Origin of the sequence: Novosphingobium sp. 63-713, assembly GCF_001898925.1 — a bacterium.
GTDB lineage: Bacteria > Pseudomonadota > Alphaproteobacteria > Sphingomonadales > Sphingomonadaceae > Novosphingobium.
The window spans coordinates 181706-202520 of sequence record NZ_MKVS01000046.1 but is presented as its reverse complement, the minus strand read 5'-3'; the positions used below and the strand labels follow the sequence as shown (position 1 = coordinate 202520).

Annotated in this window: 23 protein-coding genes; 9 read left to right on the top strand and 14 right to left on the bottom strand. The window is 64.3% G+C overall.

Features of this window, described 5'->3' with window-relative positions:
* Positions 1 to 26: 26 nt before the first annotated feature.
* The 6 genes from scpB to BGP00_RS18290 all read right to left on the bottom strand — a co-directional run bounded on the left by scpB (position 27) and on the right by BGP00_RS18290 (position 5973).
* Positions 27 to 620 carry an SMC-Scp complex subunit ScpB gene (gene scpB / locus BGP00_RS18315; protein WP_292691344.1) on the bottom strand — a complete coding sequence of 198 codons (594 nt, stop codon included), beginning with the start codon at positions 618 to 620 and terminating at the stop codon, positions 27 to 29.
* Entirely contained in the window at positions 617 to 1411 is a 795-nt protein-coding gene (locus BGP00_RS18310) for a ScpA family protein (protein ID WP_292691346.1), read from the bottom strand. The genes scpB and BGP00_RS18310 overlap by 4 nt, the downstream gene beginning before the upstream one ends.
* Entirely contained in the window at positions 1408 to 2424 is a 1017-nt protein-coding gene (gene nagZ / locus BGP00_RS18305) for a beta-N-acetylhexosaminidase (protein ID WP_292691348.1), read from the bottom strand. The genes BGP00_RS18310 and nagZ overlap by 4 nt, the downstream gene beginning before the upstream one ends.
* A 44-nt stretch (positions 2425 to 2468) precedes the next feature.
* On the bottom strand, positions 2469 to 3497 hold the full coding sequence (locus BGP00_RS18300; RefSeq protein ID WP_292691350.1) for an SPOR domain-containing protein: 1029 nt from the start codon (positions 3495 to 3497) through the stop codon (positions 2469 to 2471).
* Positions 3498 to 3500: 3 nt separating this feature from the next.
* Positions 3501 to 5258 carry an arginine--tRNA ligase gene (argS, locus tag BGP00_RS18295; protein ID WP_168605057.1) on the bottom strand — a complete coding sequence of 586 codons (1758 nt, stop codon included), beginning with the start codon at positions 5256 to 5258 and terminating at the stop codon, positions 3501 to 3503.
* A gap of 61 nt (positions 5259 to 5319) precedes the next feature.
* Positions 5320 to 5973 carry a hypothetical protein gene (locus BGP00_RS18290; protein WP_168605056.1) on the bottom strand — a complete coding sequence of 218 codons (654 nt, stop codon included), beginning with the start codon at positions 5971 to 5973 and terminating at the stop codon, positions 5320 to 5322.
* Positions 5974 to 6067: 94 nt separating this feature from the next.
* Between BGP00_RS18290 and ispH the strand changes: the two genes are divergently transcribed.
* The 3 genes from ispH to rnhA are packed head-to-tail and all read left to right on the top strand — an operon-like array spanning position 6068 to position 8483.
* Positions 6068 to 7042: a 4-hydroxy-3-methylbut-2-enyl diphosphate reductase gene (gene ispH, locus BGP00_RS18285; RefSeq protein ID WP_168605055.1), complete on the top strand. Its 975-nt coding sequence runs from the start codon at positions 6068 to 6070 to the stop codon at positions 7040 to 7042.
* 12 nt (positions 7043 to 7054) lie between these two features.
* Positions 7055 to 8029 carry a homoserine kinase gene (gene thrB, locus BGP00_RS18280; RefSeq protein WP_292691352.1) on the top strand — a complete coding sequence of 325 codons (975 nt, stop codon included), beginning with the start codon at positions 7055 to 7057 and terminating at the stop codon, positions 8027 to 8029.
* A 10-nt stretch (positions 8030 to 8039) separates the two neighbouring features.
* Positions 8040 to 8483, top strand: a complete 444-nt coding sequence (gene rnhA / locus BGP00_RS18275) for a ribonuclease HI (protein ID WP_292691353.1) — start codon at positions 8040 to 8042, stop codon at positions 8481 to 8483.
* A 261-nt stretch (positions 8484 to 8744) separates the two neighbouring features.
* Here the strand turns inward: rnhA and BGP00_RS18270 are convergent, their stop codons facing one another.
* Positions 8745 to 9983, bottom strand: coding sequence for an aspartate kinase (locus BGP00_RS18270; RefSeq protein WP_172249357.1), 1239 nt, complete (start codon positions 9981 to 9983; stop codon positions 8745 to 8747).
* A 94-nt stretch (positions 9984 to 10077) separates the two neighbouring features.
* Here BGP00_RS18270 and ubiG point away from each other — a divergent pair, with 94 nt between their 5' ends.
* Positions 10078 to 10806, top strand: coding sequence for a bifunctional 2-polyprenyl-6-hydroxyphenol methylase/3-demethylubiquinol 3-O-methyltransferase UbiG (ubiG, locus tag BGP00_RS18265; protein ID WP_292691354.1), 729 nt, complete (start codon positions 10078 to 10080; stop codon positions 10804 to 10806).
* 188 nt (positions 10807 to 10994) lie between these two features.
* On the opposite strand, the gene BGP00_RS18260 is transcribed toward ubiG, so the two are convergent.
* The 4 genes from BGP00_RS18260 to BGP00_RS18245 all read right to left on the bottom strand — a co-directional run bounded on the left by BGP00_RS18260 (position 10995) and on the right by BGP00_RS18245 (position 12808).
* Positions 10995 to 11513 carry an ATP-binding protein gene (locus tag BGP00_RS18260; protein ID WP_292691355.1) on the bottom strand — a complete coding sequence of 173 codons (519 nt, stop codon included), beginning with the start codon at positions 11511 to 11513 and terminating at the stop codon, positions 10995 to 10997.
* Positions 11510 to 12097 (bottom strand): nicotinamide riboside transporter PnuC, encoded by a 588-nt coding sequence (gene pnuC / locus BGP00_RS18255; RefSeq protein WP_292691356.1) that lies wholly within the window; start codon positions 12095 to 12097, stop codon positions 11510 to 11512. The genes BGP00_RS18260 and pnuC overlap by 4 nt, the downstream gene beginning before the upstream one ends.
* A gap of 3 nt (positions 12098 to 12100) precedes the next feature.
* Positions 12101 to 12448 carry an arsenate reductase gene (locus BGP00_RS18250; RefSeq protein ID WP_292691357.1) on the bottom strand — a complete coding sequence of 116 codons (348 nt, stop codon included), beginning with the start codon at positions 12446 to 12448 and terminating at the stop codon, positions 12101 to 12103.
* 66 nt (positions 12449 to 12514) lie between these two features.
* A complete protein-coding gene (locus BGP00_RS18245) occupies positions 12515 to 12808 on the bottom strand; it encodes an antibiotic biosynthesis monooxygenase (protein ID WP_310014811.1) in 294 nt (97 codons plus the stop codon).
* A 60-nt stretch (positions 12809 to 12868) separates the two neighbouring features.
* Between BGP00_RS18245 and aroC the strand changes: the two genes are divergently transcribed.
* The 4 genes from aroC (at position 12869) to ahpF (ending at position 17154) form a co-directional block, all read left to right on the top strand.
* A complete protein-coding gene (gene aroC, locus BGP00_RS18240) occupies positions 12869 to 13951 on the top strand; it encodes a chorismate synthase (RefSeq protein WP_292691360.1) in 1083 nt (360 codons plus the stop codon).
* Between the two features lie 55 nt (positions 13952 to 14006).
* The gene (locus BGP00_RS18235; protein WP_292691362.1) at positions 14007 to 14594 is read left to right on the top strand and encodes a hypothetical protein; all 588 of its coding nucleotides are present in this window, start codon (positions 14007 to 14009) and stop codon (positions 14592 to 14594) included.
* A 167-nt stretch (positions 14595 to 14761) separates the two neighbouring features.
* Entirely contained in the window at positions 14762 to 15325 is a 564-nt protein-coding gene (ahpC, locus tag BGP00_RS18230; protein WP_168605044.1) for an alkyl hydroperoxide reductase subunit C, read from the top strand.
* Between the two features lie 245 nt (positions 15326 to 15570).
* A complete protein-coding gene (gene ahpF / locus BGP00_RS18225) occupies positions 15571 to 17154 on the top strand; it encodes an alkyl hydroperoxide reductase subunit F (RefSeq protein WP_292691364.1) in 1584 nt (527 codons plus the stop codon).
* A 259-nt stretch (positions 17155 to 17413) separates the two neighbouring features.
* On the opposite strand, the gene BGP00_RS18220 is transcribed toward ahpF, so the two are convergent.
* The 3 genes from BGP00_RS18220 to BGP00_RS18210 form a co-directional block, all read right to left on the bottom strand.
* Entirely contained in the window at positions 17414 to 18001 is a 588-nt protein-coding gene (locus BGP00_RS18220; RefSeq protein ID WP_292691366.1) for a Smr/MutS family protein, read from the bottom strand.
* Positions 17998 to 19236 (bottom strand): murein transglycosylase A, encoded by a 1239-nt coding sequence (locus tag BGP00_RS18215; protein ID WP_292691367.1) that lies wholly within the window; start codon positions 19234 to 19236, stop codon positions 17998 to 18000. The genes BGP00_RS18220 and BGP00_RS18215 overlap by 4 nt, the downstream gene beginning before the upstream one ends.
* A gap of 102 nt (positions 19237 to 19338) precedes the next feature.
* Positions 19339 to 19998, bottom strand: a complete 660-nt coding sequence (locus BGP00_RS18210; RefSeq protein WP_168605040.1) for a Tim44/TimA family putative adaptor protein — start codon at positions 19996 to 19998, stop codon at positions 19339 to 19341.
* Between the two features lie 267 nt (positions 19999 to 20265).
* Between BGP00_RS18210 and secB the strand changes: the two genes are divergently transcribed.
* Positions 20266 to 20784: a protein-export chaperone SecB gene (gene secB / locus BGP00_RS18205; protein WP_168605130.1), complete on the top strand. Its 519-nt coding sequence runs from the start codon at positions 20266 to 20268 to the stop codon at positions 20782 to 20784.
* The last annotated feature ends 31 nt before the right edge of the window (positions 20785 to 20815 follow it).

The following is a 20815-nucleotide window of genomic DNA, read 5'->3' as shown; positions in this document are numbered from 1 at the left end:
TCTTTCAGCTGCGCCAGCCCATCCGCTTATTGACGTAGCGCTTCCTCACTGTTCGGATCGACCGCCCCTTGCCCCATCAGGGCGTCATAGGCCTCATCGACCGGATCGAGCAGGCCGGTAGCGCGCAATTCCTCGATTCCGGGCAGGTCGCGTCGGCTGCCCAAACCGAATTCGGCAAGGAAGGCCGGCGTGGTGGCATAGATCACCGGGCGGCCCGGCACCTCGCGCCGACCGGCGATGCGCACCCATCCGGCCTCCATCAGCACGTCCACCGTGCCCTTGGCGGTCTGAACGCCGCGAATCGCCTCGATCTCGGCCCGGCTAACCGGCTCATGATAGGCGATGATGGCAAGGCATTCGGTAGCGGCCCGCGTCAGGCGGCGCGGTTCCTCATGCATGGGGCGCAGCAGATGGGCCAGATCGGGCGCGGTCTGGAAATGCCAGCGCCCGCCGCGCTCGACCAGCTCGACCCCGCGCCCGGCATAATGGGCGGCCAGTTCCCGTAACCCCTCGCGCACCGCCGCTTCCCCTTGCCCCAGATGGCGGGCAATGGCCTCGACGCTCATCGGCTGGGTCGCGGCAAAGAGCGCGGCCTCCAGCGCGCGGATCAGCGGGCTCATGCGTTCAAACTCCGCAAACGCAAGGGGCCGAACACGTGGTCCTGCACGATCTCCACCCTCCCCTGCCGCGCCAGCTCGAGCGCGGCGACAAAGCTGGAGGCCAAAGCGGAACGGCGCAAGCGCTCATCGCTCCATTCCGCCTGCGTCGCGGGGGGCAGGAATTCGCGCAATTCCACCCAGTCCAGCGTCACCCCCAGCATCGCCGACATACGCGCCAGCGCCGAATCCAGCGTCATCACCTTGCGGTCGCGCACGATATGGACCACCGGCGCGTTGCGGGCCTTGACCTGGCCATAGGCGGCGATCAAGTCATAGAGATCGGCCTGCCACACGGCCTTTTTCCCAATGCGCAGCCCCTCCGGCGCGGCGCGCAGAAACACATCGCGTCCGATCCGGTCGCGCGCCAGAAGCCTTGCCGCCGCCTCGCGCATCGCGGCCAGACGTTGCAGCCGCAATTGCAGGCGCAGCGCCAGTTCTTCAGGGCTTGGCTCCTCCTGCTCCTCCTTCGGCAAGAGCAGCGCGGATTTGAGATAGGCCAGCCACGCCGCCATCACCAGATAATCGGCGGCCAGCTCCAGCTTGAGCGCCTCGGCGGCCTCGACATAGGCGATATATTGATCGACCAGTTCGAGGATCGATATCCGCCGCAGATCGACCTTTTGCCGCCGCGCCAGATCGAGCAGCAGATCAAGCGGCCCTTCCCAGCCCTCGATTTCCAGCATCAGCGCGTCTCGTGCCGGTGCCGTGAACAAGTCTGCGCCCTCGCCCGGCGGGAGCGCGATTTCGTTCATACCAAACCAAGCAACGCATCGCGCGTGGCGATGCATTCGGCCTGCCGCTCCTGCGCCAAAGCGGGCGACAGGAAAGTCCCCTCCATCGCTCGCGCCAGACGCGCCGCGCTTTGCTCGCCCATGGTGGGGCAAGCATCAGCAATCCCCACCATATCGTCCATCCGCGCCCAGCAATTGAGCACCAGATCACAGCCCGCCGCCAGCGCCCGCGCCGACCGTTCCGGAATCGTGCCCGACAGCGCCTGCATGTCGATGTCATCGGTCAACAGCAGACCGTCAAAGCCGATCGCCCCCCGGATGATGTCCGAAATGATGCGCGGCGATTGCGTGGCGGGCGCATCGACGTCCCAAGCCGGAAACAGAATATGCCCCGTCATCCCGATCTTCGCCCGCGCGGCCAGAGCGCGGAAAGGGGCAATGTCGCGCTCCAGCGCCTCGGCATCGGCATGGACGGTGGGCAATTCCTGGTGGCTGTCGGCCCCGGCGCGGCCATGGCCGGGCATATGTTTGATCACGCCTGCAACGCCTGCGGCCTCCAGCCCTTCAAGGATCGCGCGGCCCAGCGCGGCCACCCGCATCGGCTCCTCACCCAGCGCGCGGTCGCCGATCACATCATGCGCGCCCGGTTCGCGCACATCCACGCAGGGCCAGCAATCGACCGTAATCCCCGCCTGCGCCAGATCGAGCCCAAGCGCCTCGGCATTGGCGCGCGCGGCGGCAATCGCGCTGGAAGGGGCCGCATCATAGAGCCGCGCAAAAGGCTCACCGGCCGGATACTTGGCCCAGACCGGCGGCTTCATCCGCGCGACCCGTCCACCTTCCTGATCAATGCTGATGAACAGATCGTCGCGCCCGTGCAGGCCGCGCAATTCATCGGTCAGCGCCCGCAATTGCGCGCGGCTCTCCACATTGCGGCCAAACAGGATGTATCCTGCGGGATCGCAATCCCGAAAGAAAGCGCGCTCATCATCAGTCAGGGTCAGGCCGGAAAGGCCGAAAATCGCCGGTATCATGCGGCCATCCGTTGCACGTAACGGCGCCTGCGCGCAAGATCCGCTTAGTGCTTTACCTGACAGGGCAGACCATCGGCCTTCAGCCGTTCGCACAGGCCCGCCCCGCCCCCGGCATTGGTCACCAGTTGCAGGCGATAGACCGTGCCCAGATCGATCTTGGCCGACACCACGCGGTGGTTCATGCCCTTCAGGATCTCATGCCCCTGCACCAGCCGGTTCCACCCGGCCACCGCCGCGCTCTCGCTGGTATAGGCCGCGATCTGGACAACGCCGCCGGTGGGGCCATTATCAGCCGCCGCCGCAGGCTTGGGCGCGGCCACGGGCTTGGCCGCCACCGCTTCCGGTTTGCCCGCCACGGGCGCGCCGCCCGCGAAACTGGCCCCGGCCGCCGCCGCCGTCGAGGCCGCCGCCTCGGCCGCATTGGCGCCTGCTGCTGCCGCAGCATCACCGCCCGCCAGTTGCGCCGGGCGTTCCTGCCCTTGCGAAACGGCAAAGCTGGAATCGCCCGTCCCGGCAAATTGCTTGCCGCCCGGATCCTTGGGCGCTTCCTTATAGCTTTCGGCGGGCGCGGCGATCACGCTGCCATCGGCCACAGGCACGCCATTGTCGGGGCGATGGGTGAAATACCAAAAGCCGCCGACCGCCGCCACCGTCAGCGCCAGACCGGCCGCAACCGCCACCGCCACGCGCTTGCTGTCGACGCCCTCATATTCCTCGTCATCGTCCGATTCGAGCCAGGGCAGGCGGTCATGGTCATCAAAATGCGCATTGCCCAGCGCCTCGTCCACGCCATGCAGCGCGGCATCGTCGCGTCCGGGCACAGCCTCGCGCGCGTCCTGATACCATTGCCGGGCGCGGGTTTCGGCGTCCTGCATATGGGCGCCGGCCTCCTGCGAGAGCACGCCGGCCTTGTCCGCCAGCGTTGCGCTGCTGCCCAGAGCCGCATCGCGCGCGCGGCCGATCAGATCCCTTGCCCGCGCCTGCGCGTCGCCCGTCGCGTCGGTCCATGGCTGGACTGGCGGCTGGGCAAACCCGTTACCCCGGCTCCCAAACCCATCCTGACCGTTCGCCATGACTTACATCTCCTCGACAGCGGTCACGCCAAGGATGGCAAGGCCGTTGCGGATGATCTGCCCGATTTGCGAGGCCAAGAAAAGCCTCGCGCCCGTAAGCGTACCGTTTTCGGACACAATAAAACGCTTGTCGGGCCGGTCATTGCCGACATTCCAGTACGCGTGGAAGGCGGCGGCCAGATCGGCCAGGAAAAAGGCAATGCGGTGCGGCTCGCGCGCCGCCGCGGCGGCCTCGACCAGACGCGGGAACTGCGCCCCCGTGCGCACCAGCGCCAGCTCTTCCTCGCCCAGCAGGTCCAGCCCGGCAGCGGCAGGCGCAAAGCCTTCCGCCGCGCCCTTGCGCAGCGTCGAACAGATGCGCGCATGGGCATATTGCAGATAGAAGACGGGATTGTCCTTGCTGGCCTCTACCACCTTGGCAAAGTCGAAATCCATCATCGCCTCAGGCTTGCGGGTCAGCATGGTGAAGCGCACGACTTCCTTGCCGACCTCCTCGACCACCTCGCGCAGGGTGACGAAATTGCCCGAACGCTTGGACATTTTCACCGGTTCGCCATCGCGCAGCAATTGCACCATCTGCACCAGCTTGACCTCGAAGGGCTTCGCCGCGCCATCGCGCCCGGTCATCGCGGCCACCGCCGCCTTGATGCGCTTGACCGTGCCCGCATGGTCCGCACCCCAGATGTCGACCAGCGCATCGGCGGTCTGGGCCTTCTGATAGTGATAGGCCAGATCGGCGCCGAAATAGGTCCATGTCCCGTCCGACTTCTTGATCGGGCGGTCCTGATCGTCGCCAAACTTGGTGCTGCGGAACAAGGGCAGCGCCACCGGCTCCCAATCGTCGGGCAGCTTGCCCTTGGGCGCTTCCAGCTCGCCGTCATAGACCAGATCGACAGACCGCAGCCAGGCCTCGGCCTCCTCGGGCTTGCCCGCCGCCTGAAGCTCCGCTTCGGATGAGAAAAGATCGTGTTCGATGCCCAGCAGCGCCAGATCGTCGCGGATCATGTCCATCATCTTGGCCACGGCGCGCACGCGGAACAGCGCCAACCACTCGGCTTCGGGCGCCTCGACGTATTTATCGCCGAATTCCTCGGCCAAAGCCTGACCCACCGGCACCAGATAATCGCCCGGATAGAGCCCTTCGGGGATCTCGCCCACCTGATGGCCCAGCGCCTCGCGGTAACGGACATGGGCAGAGCGGGCCAGAACCTGCACCTGCGCGCCCGCATCATTGACGTAATATTCGCGGATGACCTTATGCCCGGCCCATTCCAGCAGCGAGGCCAGCGCATCGCCCACCACCGCGCCGCGGCAATGGCCCATATGCATGGGACCAGTCGGGTTGGCCGAGACATATTCGACGTTGACCGTCGTGCCCGCACCCACGGCCGAACGGCCATAATCGCCGCCCTGCGCCCCGATCAGAGCCAGTTCGCCCAGCCATGCCGCATCCGACAGACGCAGGTTGATAAAGCCCGGCCCGGCGATCTCGGCGCTTTTCACCTGCTCCAGCTTTTCCAGCTCGGCCACCAGCAAGGTTGCCAGCGCGCGCGGATTGGTGCCTGCGGGCTTGGCCAGCACCATGGCCGCATTGGTGGCCAGATCGCCATGCGACGGATCGCGCGGGCTTTCCACCGTCACCGCGCCTCGGTTCAGCCCCTCCGGCAATTGGCCAGCAGCCACCAGCGCATCGAGCGCGGCGGCGACATGGCCCGCAAAGGCGTGAAAGATCGGGGCTTGGCTATCGGCTTGCTGTGTCATGCCAGCGCGCCTAGCGAATTTACGCCGGAAACGAAAGGGGGGCCGCCAAGCCCCCCGGAAATCAGCGCGTGGCGTTATACTGAAGCTGTTCAGGCGTGAGCTGGAAGCCCACCAGCACCTCGAAGGTAGCCTTGGCGACCGCCGCGCGCACTTCGGGATCGGTCAGCGGGTCGATAGCGGCATCCGCCTCGCCCGCCTTGCGCTGTTTGAGCAAACGCGCGCGCACCGCGCTGTCCAGCGTGGCGTCGGCCTTGTTGATCGTCGCCCCGCCCGAGGCCATCACCTCGCCGCGCGTCTGGCCATCGGCAAAATGCACCGTTGCGGTGCCCAAACGCTTGGCGATCACGACATTGCCGCCGCGCACCACGGTGACGAAATAGGGCAGGTTCACCACCCGTTCGCCCCGCCCATCGGCGCGCGTGGCCAGCACCTTGAAGGTCACATTGGCTTCAACCGGATTGCTCTTGGGATCGCAATGGCCGCGCACATCGGTGATCGCGCCGGTCAGGTCGATGGCGCCGGCGGTCTGGCCGCCGCCGATACGGAATGTGGTGATATCGCCGGTGTAATCGGCAATGCCCACCGCCGGGCAGGTCGAGCGCACCGCCGTGATGCCCACGCCATCCTGCACCACCAGTTCACCAGTCGTCTTGCACCCGGCCAGCAAAGCCATGGCGCCCAGCAGCCCCGCCCCGCAAGCAACTTTGGCATTCATTCGGCGTGTACGAAAGGGCATGACAGACTCGTTCCTTCAACATTCCTGTTCGCTGCCCTAGCGGCGCGCGGCGCAAAGCGCTAGAGGCGGGTGTATGAACACCGCCTTTCCCGCCCCCGCCGATTCCATTTCTTTGCAGCCGCTCAAGCTGTTGATTGCCGCGCCGCGCGGATTTTGCGCCGGTGTTGATCGCGCAATCGAAATTGTCGAGCGGGCGATTCGCAAATATGGCGCTCCTGTCTATGTGCGCCATGAAATCGTCCACAACCGCTATGTGGTCGACGGGCTGAAGGCCAAGGGCGCGATCTTTGTCGAGGAACTCGACGAAGTTCCCGATGGCGTGCCGGTGATCTTTTCCGCCCATGGCGTGCCCAAGGCGGTGCCCGCAGCGGCCGATGCGCGCGGGCTGGAATGGCTCGATGCGACCTGCCCGCTGGTATCCAAGGTCCACCGTCAGGCCGAACGCCAGATCGAGGCGGGCCGCCATATCATCTTCATCGGCCACAAGGGCCACCCCGAGGTGATCGGCACATTCGGTCAGGTGCCCGAAGGCCATATGACGCTGGTCGAAACGGTCGAGGATGTGGCGCAACTGCCCTTCACCACGCAGGACACGCTTGGTTTCCTCACGCAAACCACGCTCTCGGTCGATGACACGCATGAGATCATCGAGGCGCTCAAGGCCCGCTATCCCCAGATCCACGCGCCCCGCGCCGAAGACATCTGCTACGCCACATCGAACCGTCAGGCCGCCGTCAAGGCGATTGCCCCGCAATGCGATCTGGTGCTGGTGATCGGCGCGCCAAATTCGTCCAATTCGATGCGTCTGGTCGAGGTTTCGGATCGCAGCGGCACGCCCTCGCGGTTGGTGCAGCGCGCCGATGAGATCGACGTTTCCTGGCTCGACGGGGTGAACACGCTGGGCCTGACGGCGGGCGCCAGCGCGCCTGAGGAACTGGTGCGCGAGGTGATCGCCCGCATCGGCCAATGGCGCCAGGTCGAAGAGGAAACGGTGGTCACCACCGAAGAAAACATGATCTTCAAACTGCCGCGCCAACTGGCTGGCTGAATAGAGGCGGCAATGGCGGTTTATACACAATTGGGCGCCGAAGCGCTGGCCGCGCTGATCGGCGAATTTTCCGTGGGCGAGCTGGTTTCGGCCAAGGGCATTGCCGAGGGCGTGTCCAATTCAAACTGGCTGATCGAAACCACCGGGACCGGATCGGGGCCAAAGCGCTTCATCCTGACCATGTTCGAGGGCCGGACAGAAGTCGCCGAACTGCCCTTCTTCCTGGGCCTGCTCGACCATCTGGCCGACAAGAAATGCCCGGTGCCGCGCACGATCCATGACCGCACCGGCGCCAGCTTTCGCTGGATCGACGACAAGGCCGTCACGCTGATCGAATTCCTGCCCGGCGTTTCGGTGTCCGAGCCCACGCCCGGACAGGCGCGCTCGGTGGGCGCGGCGCTGGCCGGACTGCATCTGGCCGCCGCCGATTTCCCGCAGAGCCGCGCCAATGATCTTAGCCTCGCCGGTTGGCGCGGGCTGATCGACGGTTGCGGGGCCGATGGGCTGGCCTCGATCGATCCTTCTCTGGCGGGCCTTGTGGCGCGCGAAATGGCCGTGATCGAGGGCGAGTGGCCCACCGACCTGCCCCGCTCGATCATCCATGCCGACCTGTTCCCCGACAATGTGCTGATGCTGGGGGATCAGGTGACGGGGCTGATCGACTTCTATTTCTCCTGCCATGACATCATCGCCTATGACGTGGCCGTGACCCATGCGGCATGGTGTTTTTCGGGCGATGGGCGGGAATTCAACTCGGACATTTCCGAAGCGCTGCTGGCGGGTTACGAATCGGTGCGGCCGCTCTCCTATGCCGAAATCGCCGCCTTGCCGGTGCTGGCGCGGGGGGCGGCGATGCGTTTCCTGTCAACCCGCGCCTATGACTGGATCAACACCCCGCCCGATGCGCTGGTGGTGAAGAAGGACCCGATGGCCTTTGCCCGCCGGCTGCAATTCTATGCTGCCAACCCCGGCGTGTTCGGGGCTTGAGTTTGCAGGCATGAAACAGGTCGAGATTTTTACCGACGGGGCCTGCAAGGGCAACCCCGGCCCCGGCGGCTGGGCGGCGCTGCTGCGCATGGGCAAGCATGAAAAGGAACTGGTGGGCGCCGAAAAGGAAACCACCAACAACCGCATGGAAATGACCGCCGTGATCCGCGCTCTGGCGGCGCTGAACCAGCCCTGTCAGATCACCCTCTGCACCGACAGCAAATATGTGATCGACGGCATCACCCAATGGGTCTTTGGCTGGCAGAAACGCGGCTGGGTCAATGCCAAGAAAGAGCCCGTGGCCAATGAGGACCTGTGGCGCGAGATGCTTTTGGTGTCCAAGCCGCATAAGATCGACTGGCAATGGGTGCGTGGGCATAATGGCCATGCGGAAAATGAGCGCGTGGACAAGCTGGCCAGCGATGCGGCGGTTGAGGTGAGCAAGAAGAAGTAATTGATGCGAGGGACTCGTCCCTCGCGCTCCCATTACTGTCTGCGTGGTGCTTGTGGTTCGGCGTTTGGTATCGGACGCGTCGTGGGAATTTTAAAGCCTGCGGCGCCTCTTTTCTTCCCGCGAAGCGGCTTACCCCCAAACGAAAAACGCCCCCACGTTTCCGCAGGAGCGCTTTTCAGTAACGGGATTGCAAAGGGACCAAGTCCCTTTGCCCGCCGGAGGCATCCATCGCGCAGCGATCAATGCCCCATAGCGATCAGATTACCCATCCAGCCCGTAAGCCGTATGCAGCAGACGCACGGCCAGTTCGGTTTCGTCCGAATCGATCAGCACCGAAACCTTGATTTCCGAGGTCGAGATCGCCTGGATGTTGATCCCGCGATCGGCCAGAGCCTTGAACATCATGGCCGCGACGCCCGCGTGGCTGCGCATGCCCACGCCCACGACCGAGATCTTGGCGACCTTGGGGTCGGTCGAGAGCTTTTCGTAGCGGATGGTTTCGCGGTTTTCCTCCAGCACGGCAACGGTGCGGTCGAGGTCGGCAGCGGGCACCGTGAAGGTGACGTCCGTGTCCGTATCGGCGCGGCCAACGTTCTGGATAATCATGTCCACGTTGATGTTGGCTTCGGCCAGCGGGCCGAAGATCGACGACACGGCGCCCGGGCGATCCGGCACGGCGGTCAGGATAACCTTGGCGTCATTCTTGTCGGCGGCGATGCCGGTGATGAGTTGGCGTTCCATATCCAGGCCCTCAAGTTCTTCGTCGGACACGATCATCGTGCCGGGCAGTGTATCAGCAGCGGGAGCATTTTCGTCGATGAAGGACGAGAGCACCTGAACGCGCACCTTTTCCTTCATGGCAAGGCTGACCGAGCGGGTCTGAAGCACCTTGGAGCCGACGCTGGCCAATTCCAGCATTTCCTCATAGGTGACATTCTTGAGCTTGCGCGCCTTGGCGACGATGCGCGGGTCGGTGGTGTAAACGCCGTCCACGTCGGTGTAGATGTCGCAGCGATCCGCCTTCAGCGCCGCCGCCACGGCCACGGCCGAGGTGTCCGAACCGCCACGACCCAGCGTGGTGATGCGATTGTCCGCCGTCAGGCCCTGAAAGCCGGGGATCACGGCGATTTCGCCGCGCGCCATGCTGGCCAGGATCTCGTCGGTGTCGATCGATTCGATGCGTGCCTTGGCGTGGGCGTCATCGGTGCGGATCGGCAATTGCCAGCCCAGCCACGAACGCGCCTTGGCGCCGATGGATTGCAGCGTCAGCGCCAAAAGGCCGCTGGTCACCTGTTCGCCGCTGGCCACCACCACGTCATATTCGGCGGGGTCATACAGCGCGTTGGCTTCACGGCAGAAGTTTACCAGTCGGTCGGTTTCACCCGACATGGCCGACACCACCACCGCCACCTCGTGCCCGGCTTCTTGCTGACGGCGCACAATGCCCGCCACGCGCCGGATGCGCTCGGTGCCGGCCATGGAGGTGCCGCCGAATTTCATGACGATCCGGGCCACGGTCACAGGCTCCTTAATTGAAACAAAATTACACGCGAGGCACTTGCCCCGCTTGGGGCTGGCGCTTTAGGTAGGTCCCATGAGCAATGCAACGACTATTCGCCCCGAGGAAGCCGCCCATTTCGGCAAATTGGCCGCAGAGTGGTGGGATCCCAAGGGTTCCTCGGCCATGCTGCACCGGCTGAACCCGGTTCGGCTGCGATTTATCCGCGATGCGGTAGATGCGCATTTCCATGCCGATTCGCGCTCTGTGCGACCTCTGGCGGGGCGGCGGGCGCTGGATGTGGGCTGCGGCGCAGGGCTTTTGTGCGAGCCTCTGGCCCGGCTGGGCGCGGCCGTAACAGGCGTGGACGCGGCGGCGGAAAACATCGCGGCGGCCGGCGCACACGCGGCCGGCAGCGGCCTGTCCATCGAATACGTCTGCGGCGATGTCGGGGCGCTGGGCCTGTCGGGCTATGATCTGGTCACCAGCATGGAGGTGATCGAGCATGTCGCCGACAAGCCCGCCTTCCTGCGCGCGCTGATTGGGGCAATGGCCGAGGATGGCCTGCTGATCCTGTCCACCCCCAACCGCACGCCGCAATCCAAATGGCTGATGATCGAGGCCGCCGAGCGCCTCGGCATGGTGCCGCGCGGGACACATCACTGGGACGACTTCATCACGCCCCCCGAGCTGGCGCTGATGCTGGAAGATCTGGGCATGCAGGTGGGCCAGCCGATGGGGATCGCGTGGAATCCTTTGAAGGGTCTGTATCTGTCGGATGATATGGCGTTGAATTATATTCTGACGGCGAAGAAGGCGGTTTAAGGGAGTTTTGCCTCCGGCGGGCAAAGGGACTCGGTCCCTTTGCAATCCCATTATTGGGGTGAGGTTTGGATCGCCGGCAAAGCGCCAATCCGCGAAGCGGTTTTATAGCCTGCGGCGCGGCGGCGTAGCGCAAGGCCGAACCCCTAGCGCGACATAGACAGTATCGGGATTGTTAAGGGCCCCCGCCCTTAACCCGCCGGAGGCATCCTAATCTTAACCGCCTCCACCACCTGCGCCTCCCGCTCCTCCCAATCCCCCTCAATCCGCGCATAGGGCACCCCCGCCCGCACCAGCATCTCCTCGGCAACGGCGGCGAAACGCGCCCGCGCCTCGTCGGTGCCGAAAAAGCGCGTGCCATCGGCCACCCATGGTACATCGGGCGAGAAGAGAAGGTAGAGGTCGGCCTTGGGATAGGCGAAGAGTTCATCAGGCGCGTGATCGAAGAGCATCTGCGCCCAAGCGGCGGTCATCAACGGATCGGTGTCGAGGATCAGCACCGGGGGCCGCGCCTCGCTGGCGCGCAGCATGGCTTCGTTCTGGCCCCGCGCCATGGCGAGCAGGTCGTCCATGGTGAAATCCGTGCCGTGGGTCTCGGCATATTCGCGGCCATATTCGGTCACCCATGGCCAACCGAACCTTTGGCGCAGCCTCCCGGCCAGCACCGATTTGCCCGTGCTTTCCGCGCCGTGGAAACAGATGCGGCTCATGCCCGCCCTGCCTTCACCCATTCGCGCAGGCCAAGCACCGAGAGCACGAGAAAGCCGACATAGAGCGCCGCCGTGGGATAAAGCCCACGATTGATATAGAGCGCCACCGAGGCCACATCGATCGCGATCCACAGCACCCAGTTTTCGGTCCGGCGCAGGCCGAGCAGGATCTGCGCAGCAACGCTCGCCCCTGTCACCGCCGAATCGGCAAAGGGCATCGCCGCATTGGTAAAGCGCGCCAGCGCCCAGCCGAGGTTGAGGCTGAGCGCAGCCGTGACCAGCGCCCAGACGATGCGGCTAAACGGGCTGAGCCAGCCGACCGGCACCTCGTCCCTCTCTCCCTTGCTGGGCGCCCGCCTGCTTTTGGCCCAGAGCCACCAGCCCCAGCCCTGCGCGGCGAAGAAAAACACCTGAAGCCCGCTTTCGGCATAGAGGCGCTTTTCAAGGAAAACGAAGACGTAGATCGCCACCATCGCCATGCCAAAGGCATAGTTCCAGATCGAGCGCCGGACGAGCAGCACGATATTGACCAGCCCCAGCGCGGCGGCCACCCATTCAAGGATAGAATACCAGCTCTCGCCCATAATTTACCGCAGCGCCGTTTCCCACTCGCTGGCCTTGAAGCCCACCAGCAGACCGCCCTTGTATTCCACGATGGGCCGCTTGATCATCGAAGGGTTCTCGACCATCAGCGAGACAGCCAGATTGTCATCGACCATCGCGCGGATTTCCTCGGGCAGCTTTTTGAACGTCGTCCCCGCGCGGTTCAAAACCTTGTCCAGCCCGGCCTCGATGATCCAGTTGGTCAGCTTGTCCTTGTCCGCGCCTGCCTTCTTGTAATCATGGAAAGCATAGCTGACGCCATTACCCTCCAGCCACTTGCGCGCTTTTTTGACGGTATCGCAATTGGGGATACCGTAGAGGGTGATGGTCATGGAAATTCCTTGGATAAGTAGAGCCGGGCCAAAGCACCGTTGCGGCGGGTTTGGCAATGCTTTCCTTCACGGAAAACGACGCTCGACCGCCCCGTCGCAGGAATAGACCGTGTATTCGGCATAATATGCCTCACGCCCCCTCGCCTGCGCCTCGCGGTGTTCGGGGTGGCGCGCCCATGCCCGCGCAGCCTCGACGCTTTCCCAGACCGAGATGGTCACGGTTTCGCCATCGGAGGCGGCAAAGCTTTTGTAATCGAGGAAGCCCGGCTGCGCCCGCGCCAACTCGTCCATGCGCGCAGCGTCGGCGGCATAGGCGGCGGCGTCGTAATCAGCCCGTTTCCGGCTGCGAAACACGTTCATATACATGGGCGCATGGGTAACAGTGGACTTTCCCGCCCACAATCGCCAAAGAGCGCGGCCATGAGCTGGAACACTTTTGGCCGCCTTTTTCGATTCACCACCTGGGGCGAAAGCCACGGGCCCGCGCTGGGCGCGGTTGTTGACGGTTGCCCTCCGGGGCTGGAGATCAGCGAGGAGTGGATCCAGCCCTTCCTCGACGCGCGCCGTCCGGGGCAGAGCAAGTTCACCACCCAGCGCAACGAGGCCGATCTGGTCAAGATCCTGAGCGGCGTGTTTGAAGGGCGCACCACCGGCACGCCGATCAGCCTGATGATCGAGAACACCGATCAGCGGTCGAAGGATTATTCCGAGGTCGCCAAATCCTATCGCCCCGGCCATGCCGATTATGCCTATGACGCCAAGTACGGTTTCCGCGACTATCGCGGCGGCGGGCGTTCTTCGGCCCGCGAAACGGCGGCGCGCGTGGCGGCGGGCGGCGTGGCGCGGCTGGTGATCCCCGAGGTGCGGATCGTCGGCTATGTCAGCCAGATCGGCGATGACCGCATCGACATGGGTAATTTCGACGAGGCGCAGATCCGGGCCAACCCGTTCTTCTGCCCCGATGCCGAGGCCGCCAAGCGCTGGGAAGCGATCGTGGATCAGGCGCGGCTCGATGGCTCGTCCATCGGCGCGGTGGTCGAATGCTTGGCCTATGGCGTGCCCGCCGGATGGGGCGCGCCGCTTTATGCCAAGCTGGACTCTGAACTGGCCGCCGCAATGATGAGCATCAACGCGGTCAAGGGCGTGGAAATCGGCGATGGCTTTGCCGCCGCCACCTTGCGCGGCGAACAGAACGCCGACCCGATGCGCCCCGGCCCCGATGGGCGGCCCCTGTTCGAGGCCAACCATGCGGGCGGCATCGCGGGCGGTATTTCCACTGGCCAGCCGGTCGTGGTGCGCGTGGCCTTCAAGCCGACCAGCTCGATCCTGATCCCGGTGCCCACCATCAACAACGAAGGCGAAGCCTCCGAAATCCGCACCAAGGGCCGCCATGACCCTTGCGTCGGCATTCGCGGCGTGCCCGTTGTCGAGGCGATGATGGCGCTGGTATTGGCCGATCAGAAGCTGATCGACCGTGGACAGGTTTCCGCTCCCCGCGCTTGAGCCGGGCTGCTGTCTGGGTTAGCTTGCCCCCGGTCTTGGGCCGGGGGTATGCGCCATGGGCAATCTCGATTTTCCCAAAGTGATCGCGGCCGCGGCGGTCAGCCCGCTGGGGGTGCTTTCGCTGCTGGTGCTGGTGATCGCCATGATCGCGCTCAGCTTTTTTCGGCGGTCGGGCGATTCGATCAAACTGGTGGTGTTTGGCGGACTGCTGCTTTCGGCGGTCGGGTTTGGCGCGGCAACGATGATGGCCGGGCAGTCATCCGCCAATGCGCCCGAACCGGATCATACTCCCGCCCCGGAAAATGCCCCCACGGCTCAGCCGCTGCTGCCATCCTCCCAGGCCCCATCCCCTGGTGCCGCCGCCTCGATGACCGGCCTGTGGAGCAGCGGGGACGGTTTCAGCTTTCGCTTTGCCCAGACGGGCCAGACCCTGACCTATGACACAATAGAGAATGGCGCCCGGACCGGATCAGGCAAGGGCCGGATCGAGGGAAGGCATGTCGCATGGCATTATGTCGTCGATGCCGACGGCCAGAGCGGCGATTGCTCGGGCATGCTGTCGGGCGACGGGCGCATTGTGACCGGGCAATGCGCATCGGGCGGCGACAAACCTTGGGACCTGAACCTGCGCAAGCAGGATTGATGATCGGATAAATCGATCAAACCGTACCTATCGCCTCCGACTTATCGCTATTCCCAATGTGATTAATCGGGAATCCGCACTTCGCATTTGCGCCATCAGTGCCTATCTCCGCTTCAACAGTTTCAACAACCCCAGATACAAACTGGGCAAACGACGGAGCTTATCCCATGTCGCTTATCGGCTATTCGATCCAGCCCTTCACCGCCACCGCCTACAAGGCCGGCGCTTTCGTCGACGTGACCGACGCCGACATCAAGGGCAAGTGGTCGGTGTTCTTCTTCTATCCGGCCGACTTCACCTTTGTGTGCCCGACCGAGCTGGAAGACCTCCAGAACGAATATGCCAACCTCAAGGCCATGGGCGTTGAAGTGTACGGCGTGTCGACCGACACCCACTTCAGCCACAAGGCATGGGCCGACACCTCGCCCGCCATCGGCAAGATCGAATATTTCCTGGTCGGTGACCAGAACCATGACCTGACCAAGCAGTTCAACAACCTGCGCGAAGGCGTGGGCCTGGCCGATCGCGGCACCTTCGTGACCGATCCCGAAGGCGTGGTGCAGCTCGTCGAAGTGACCCCCGAAGGCGTGGGCCGCAACGCTGCCGAACTGGTGCGCAAGATCAAGGCCGCCAAGTATTGGCAGGAACACCCCGGTCAGGTTTGCCCCGCCAAGTGGGAAGAAGGCGCCGAAACGCTGGCTCCCTCGATCGATCTGGTCGGCAAGATCTGATTTTGAAGTAGGTTATCGAAGGGGGTGTTACACCCCCTTCACCCCCAATACGTCTCCCGGCGAGAGATATGCGATTAGCGGCCCCCGAGCGCTTGGATCGCACCGCCGGAGGCTTTTATGGCTGCTGCACCGCAGAGCCTTTTATACATAGCGTTGCCTGATAAGCTGCCCTTTCGTCGGGAGACGTAAAGGGAGCGCGAGGGGCCGCGCCCCTCGTATTTCTAAATTCCGAAGGATCAAATCCGATGCTCGACGCCAACCTGTCCGCCCAACTCAAACAATATCTCGCCATGCTGCGTGAACCGATTGAGCTTGTCGCCAGCCTTGGCGACGATGCCAAATCGGCTCAGACCCGCGAATTGATCGAAGCCATCGCCGCGCTGTCCGACAAGGTTTCGGCGCGCTTCGATGGAACCAATGCGCGCGTCCCTTCTTTCACCATCAGCCCCGTGAGCAATGCGCATGACCGTGTGCGGTTTGCCGGTCTGCCGATGGGGCACGAATTTACTTCGCTGGTCCTGGCATTGCTCTGGGCCGGCGGCCACCCGCCCAAGGTGTCGCAAGAGGTGCTGGATCAGGTAACAAGCCTGACCAGCACCCATAATTTCGAGATGTATTTCTCGCTGACCTGCCACAATTGCCCCGACGTGGTGCAGGCGCTGACGCTGATCGCGCTGAAGAACCCGCGTTTCTCCGCAACCCTGATCGAGGGCGGTACCTATCAGGCCGAAGTCGATGAGCGCGGCGTGATGGCTGTGCCCGCCGTGTTCAAAGATGGTGCGATGTGGCTGTCGGGCAAGAAGACGCTGGAGGAGATCGTCGCCGATCTGGACGAGGGCGCCGAAGCGAAGGCCGCCGAAGCGGTCAACGCCAAGGAGCCGTTCGAAGTGCTGGTTGTCGGCGGCGGCCCCGCAGGCGCCGCCTCGGCCATCTATACCGCGCGCAAGGGCATCCGCACGGGTGTCGCCGCTCAGCGCTTCGGCGGGCAAGTGCTCGACACGCTGGGCATCGAGAATTTCATCTCGGTTTCCCACACCGAAGGCCCGAAACTGGCCGCCGCGCTGGAAAGCCACGTGAAGGACTATGATGTCGACATCATGAACCTTGCCACCGCGCAAAAGCTGATCCCGGCGGAGCGCGAAGGCGGCTATCACCAGATCGAGCTGGCCAATGGCGGTGTGCTCAAGGCGCGGTCCATCGTGCTGTCCACCGGCGCGCGCTGGCGCAACATGAATGTGCCGGGCGAAAAGGACTATGCCAACAAGGGCGTGGCCTATTGCCCCCACTGCGACGGCCCGCTGTTCAAGGGCAAGCGCGTGGCGGTAATCGGCGGCGGCAATTCGGGCGTCGAGGCGGCCATCGACCTCGCTGGCATCGTCGCCCATGTCACGCTGATCGAGTTCGACAGCGCAATGCGCGCCGATGCCGTGCTTCAGGACAAGCTGCGTTCGCTGCCCAACGTGGACGTAATCACCAGCGCGCTGACCACCGAAGTGCTGGGCGATGGCGCCAAGGTGACGGGCCTGACCTATAAAGACCGCAATACCGATGCGGTCCACACGGTCGAGCTCGAAGGTATCTTCGTCCAGATCGGCCTCGTGCCGAACACCGAATGGCTCAAAGGCGCCCTCGCCCTGAGCCCTCGCGGCGAAATCGAGATCGACGCCAAGGGCGCGACCAGCGTGCCAGGCGTCTTCGCGGCGGGCGATTGCACCACCGTGCCCTATAAGCAGATCGTCATCGCCATGGGCGCGGGGGCAACGGCGGGGCTGTCGGCGTTCGATTACCTGATCCGCACGCCGGCGCCGGTGTTGGAGGGGGTGGCTTAAGGGGCTTTTATGCCTCCGGCGGGTTAAGGGACTTGGTCCCTTAACAATCCCGTTATTGGATGTGTTAAATGTTCGGCCTTTTGTGTCGGAAGCGATGTTTGGAATTGAAAGCCTGCGGCGCCAATGGCGCTACGTCGCCGCGCCGCAGGCTTTATGAAACGCCTCGCGGAATAGCGCTTATCTACCAACCAAACGCCACCCCATTATCGGGATTGTTAAGGGACCGAGTCCCTTAACCCGCCGGAGGCAACCCCTTCCCTTACTTCCCCCGCTTCAAAATAATATACACCGCCCCCGCGCCCCCATGCCGGGGATGCGCCGCCCGCACAGCCGCAATGCGCGAAGCATGCGAGCCATGGACCAGCCAGTCGAGGAACTTGGCCCGGATCACCCCGCGATGCGATCCGCGATCCGCCGGGCCGGGAGCCGGACGCGCGCGCCCCGTGATCAGCAACACGACCCGCGCGCCCTGCGCCAGAGCCAGCGCAAGGCCATGATCGAGGCGCTGATAGGCCCCTTCCAGATTGGCGCCATGGAGGTCGAGCGTAAAATCAGGAGCCACCTGCCCCTTGCCCAGCCTTTTGTCCCATCCGCCGTCCAGTCCATGCCGGTCCAGCGGACGCGCGGGCGCCGGTGGCGGCGCGGGCGGCGGCAGAGGAGGCGGGACGCGGCCCTTGATGCGCTTGGGCGGCAGGGGCGACGCCTCGGCCACAACCGGCGGCGGCACATTGGGTTCAACTCTGCGGCGCGGCTCCAGCGGCTCGATCGTATCGGCCACCCGGCGCCATAGATCCTCTTCTTCCGGCGTCAGCCTGCGCCCGCCACGCAGGGAGAACGGCGCCCTCATCGCACCCCAAGCCGCGCCAGCGTACCCTTGGGCAACAGAATATAGGCCCGCCCACGCGCCAGCATACCGCCCGCGATGCGCCTTGCCTCGTCGCCCGCGCCCCAGAAACTGTCAAAGCGGTTCGGCCCCTTGATCGCCCCGCCGGTATCCTGCGCCACCCACAGGCCGTTGACCTTGTTCGCATTGGCCAGCGCCGGATCGGCCGCGATCAGCACCGGCGCCCCCAGCGGCGTAAACAGCGGATCGGCCGCCACGCTGACATGGGGCCGCACCGGCACGCCCATCGCGCCGATCGGCCCGTCGCCGGTCAATTCGCGAAAGAACACCCAGCTCTTGTTCTGGCGCATCAGCGACATGCCATCCTGCGGATGTTCGCGGATATATTGCATGATGCCCTGCATCGAGCCCGGATACTGCCCCGGCGCATTGCCCAGCAGGCCCTGCTGCCGCATGACGGTGCCGATGCCGGTGTAATTCTGGCCATTGTCGGCGGCATAGCCGATACGAATCACCCGCCCGTCCGGCCCGCGCAACCGCCCGGAACCCTGAATCTGCAGGAAGAAGAACTCCACCGGATCGGCCGCCCAGGCAATTTCCAGCCCCTTGCCGACCAGCTTTCCATCATCGATTTCGGCGCGTTCGAAATAGGGCTGGAACACCCCGTTCTCGTCATAGCGGCCAAAGGGCGTCTGGCCGTTGGGCTTGATTGGCGCATCGCCGGGGCGGGCATGGACCAAATCGCGCGGCACGCCATAGACCGGCACGTCATAACCGGGCTGGCGGGTGCGGCTGCCCGCGATTTCCGGCTCGTAATAGCCGGTGACATAAGTCGCTCCATCGCTGACCTGCGCCAGTTCGAAGCGGGAGCGGAAAAACCGCGTCGCATCCGACGAAGCCCAACCCGAGGCCGCCGCGCAGGCATCCTGCCAATCGCCACGCTGGGTCAACCCGCTGGTGTCAGGTCGCGCCAGCAGCTTGGGACAGCTTTCACGGAAAGAGGCCAGCGCGCTCTGCGCCGTCCCGTCGCTCAGCGCGAAAGAGGCCAGATCCGGCCCGCGATGCACGCCGACATCCAGTGCGGTCACCACCGGTTTTGGCGGGGGAACGGGCGTGGTGGGAACTGGGCGCGGAGGGGGCGTAACGGGCGGACGGGGGCCGGGAATGATGCGGGCGCAAGCCTCAAGCAACAGCAATCCAGCCAGCGCCGCGCCGATTCGCGACTGCCTCAAATTCATAATCGTCCCCACCAGATTCGCCTTTTGGCGCATTCCATGCCCGGCCCTTTGGCACAGGCAAACGGGGCGAACGCCTTAGCGCCGCCCCGCTTAGCGAAGGTCTTAACCTTCGTCGGTCTCTTCGAGAAGCCAATCGGGATCGGCCGAGTGGATATCGCGGCGGAATGTCCAGACATCGCGAACCTCGACCGCGTCATTGAGCGAACCGGCGATCACCTTGCCATCGCGGTCGCGCGTGACGGCGGCGATATCGGCAACAAAGCGGATCGACACGCGGGCGAAGGGAGCCGAATAGCTGGCGCCCACGATCTGGGTTTCCTCGATACGGACAAGGCTGTTGTTGAAGGTTTCACCGGCGGCCTCGCGCGCGTCGATGGCTTCGATGAAGCTGCGTGCGACTTCGGCATCGCAAAGATGGCTCAATTGCCCGCGATCGCCGCGCCAGAAAGCCTCGAGCACCATGCGATAGGCCGAACGGGCGCCTTCGACAAAGGTGACGGGGTCAAAGCGGCGGTCCGCCGAGATGATTTCGCGCAATCCGCGCTCGACACCCGGCAGCACCGCGCCCAGTTCACGCGGGCGGACCGTACCGGCCACGGCCCGTTCGGGCAGCGGCAAAGCGGGGGCCGCAGCGGCGGGCTGGGCGTCCAGACGGCTCTGTACCGGCTCCTCGCCATGTTCGGCGCGGCGCCCCAGCACCGAATAGAGACGCATGCCCAGAAAGGCTGCGATCATGGCCAGAATGACGATCGAGACGGTCACTTGCGTTTGCTTTCATCCCTGTGAGCGAGTCTTGCAACATGCGGACTTCACCCTTGATAGTGCCCTACATAGTGACGATTGACAAATGAACAACGCATGGATGGGGATATAATCCCGAAAAAATCCCGCACTGCGTCACAATCGCCGCAACTGTCTGCTTTGCCGCCCAGATCCTTGTGCGGTGCGGGCCGTGATGCTAGGCGCTTTGCCCAAACCACGACCACCACATGCGCCCGCAGTCCGGGCCACACAGGGAAAGTATCAAACATGGCCGATGATGGCACCGTCACTTCCTCGCTGCGTCTGGATGGCGAGGACACCCTGCCCAGCGCAGGCGTGATTTCGCAGTATGTGAAGGACTTGTCGGTCGAAAATCCCAATGCGCCCGAGAGTTTTTCGTGGCAGGATTCGCCCCAGCTGGACATCCAGTTCAACATTCAGGCCCGCGCCATCGAGGGCGACGTGCATGAGGTCGAGCTGAAGATCCAGATCAACGCGCGCGCCGAAGCGGGCGTGGCCTATATCGTCGATCTGACCTATGCGGGCCTGATCGGGATGCGCAATCTGGAAGAAGCCCAGATGCACGCCTTCATGTTTGCCGAAGCGCCCCGCATCCTCTTCCCGTTTGCCCGCCGCGTGATCGCCGATGCCACGCGCGATGCAGGCTTTACCCCGGTCATGCTGGAACCCATTGATTTCAATGGCCTCTATATCCAGCAGCTTGCCGCGCAGGCCGAAGCCCAGCAGGGCCCCTCGGCCACCGACGAGCCCGCCGGCCACGCATAATGTCCTGCCCGGCCTCCATGCGGGGCCGGGC

Bases quoted from the DNA above. Each gene is read 5' to 3' on its own strand.
- BGP00_RS18270 (WP_172249357.1), bottom strand. From the start codon at position 9,983: ATGAAATTCGGCGGCACCTCCATGGCCGGCACCGAGCGCATCCGGCGC.
- BGP00_RS18310 (WP_292691346.1), bottom strand. From the start codon at position 1,411: ATGAACGAAATCGCGCTCCCGCCGGGCGAGGGCGCAGACTTGTTCACG.
- BGP00_RS18260 (WP_292691355.1), bottom strand. From the start codon at position 11,513: ATGAGCCGCATCTGTTTCCACGGCGCGGAAAGCACGGGCAAATCGGTG.
- BGP00_RS18290 (WP_168605056.1), bottom strand. From the start codon at position 5,973: ATGAATGCCAAAGTTGCTTGCGGGGCGGGGCTGCTGGGCGCCATGGCT.
- scpB (WP_292691344.1), bottom strand. From the start codon at position 620: ATGAGCCCGCTGATCCGCGCGCTGGAGGCCGCGCTCTTTGCCGCGACC.
- ahpC (WP_168605044.1), top strand. From the start codon at position 14,762: ATGTCGCTTATCGGCTATTCGATCCAGCCCTTCACCGCCACCGCCTAC.
- BGP00_RS18300 (WP_292691350.1), bottom strand. From the start codon at position 3,497: ATGGCGAACGGTCAGGATGGGTTTGGGAGCCGGGGTAACGGGTTTGCC.
- aroC (WP_292691360.1), top strand. From the start codon at position 12,869: ATGAGCTGGAACACTTTTGGCCGCCTTTTTCGATTCACCACCTGGGGC.
- ubiG (WP_292691354.1), top strand. From the start codon at position 10,078: ATGAGCAATGCAACGACTATTCGCCCCGAGGAAGCCGCCCATTTCGGC.
- nagZ (WP_292691348.1), bottom strand. From the start codon at position 2,424: ATGATACCGGCGATTTTCGGCCTTTCCGGCCTGACCCTGACTGATGAT.
- ahpF (WP_292691364.1), top strand. From the start codon at position 15,571: ATGCTCGACGCCAACCTGTCCGCCCAACTCAAACAATATCTCGCCATG.
- BGP00_RS18215 (WP_292691367.1), bottom strand. From the start codon at position 19,236: ATGAATTTGAGGCAGTCGCGAATCGGCGCGGCGCTGGCTGGATTGCTG.
- secB (WP_168605130.1), top strand. From the start codon at position 20,266: ATGGCCGATGATGGCACCGTCACTTCCTCGCTGCGTCTGGATGGCGAG.
- pnuC (WP_292691356.1), bottom strand. From the start codon at position 12,097: ATGGGCGAGAGCTGGTATTCTATCCTTGAATGGGTGGCCGCCGCGCTG.
- BGP00_RS18220 (WP_292691366.1), bottom strand. From the start codon at position 18,001: ATGAGGGCGCCGTTCTCCCTGCGTGGCGGGCGCAGGCTGACGCCGGAA.
- argS (WP_168605057.1), bottom strand. From the start codon at position 5,258: ATGACACAGCAAGCCGATAGCCAAGCCCCGATCTTTCACGCCTTTGCG.
- rnhA (WP_292691353.1), top strand. From the start codon at position 8,040: ATGAAACAGGTCGAGATTTTTACCGACGGGGCCTGCAAGGGCAACCCC.
- BGP00_RS18245 (WP_310014811.1), bottom strand. From the start codon at position 12,808: ATGAACGTGTTTCGCAGCCGGAAACGGGCTGATTACGACGCCGCCGCC.
- BGP00_RS18250 (WP_292691357.1), bottom strand. From the start codon at position 12,448: ATGACCATCACCCTCTACGGTATCCCCAATTGCGATACCGTCAAAAAA.
- thrB (WP_292691352.1), top strand. From the start codon at position 7,055: ATGGCGGTTTATACACAATTGGGCGCCGAAGCGCTGGCCGCGCTGATC.
- ispH (WP_168605055.1), top strand. From the start codon at position 6,068: ATGAACACCGCCTTTCCCGCCCCCGCCGATTCCATTTCTTTGCAGCCG.
- BGP00_RS18235 (WP_292691362.1), top strand. From the start codon at position 14,007: ATGGGCAATCTCGATTTTCCCAAAGTGATCGCGGCCGCGGCGGTCAGC.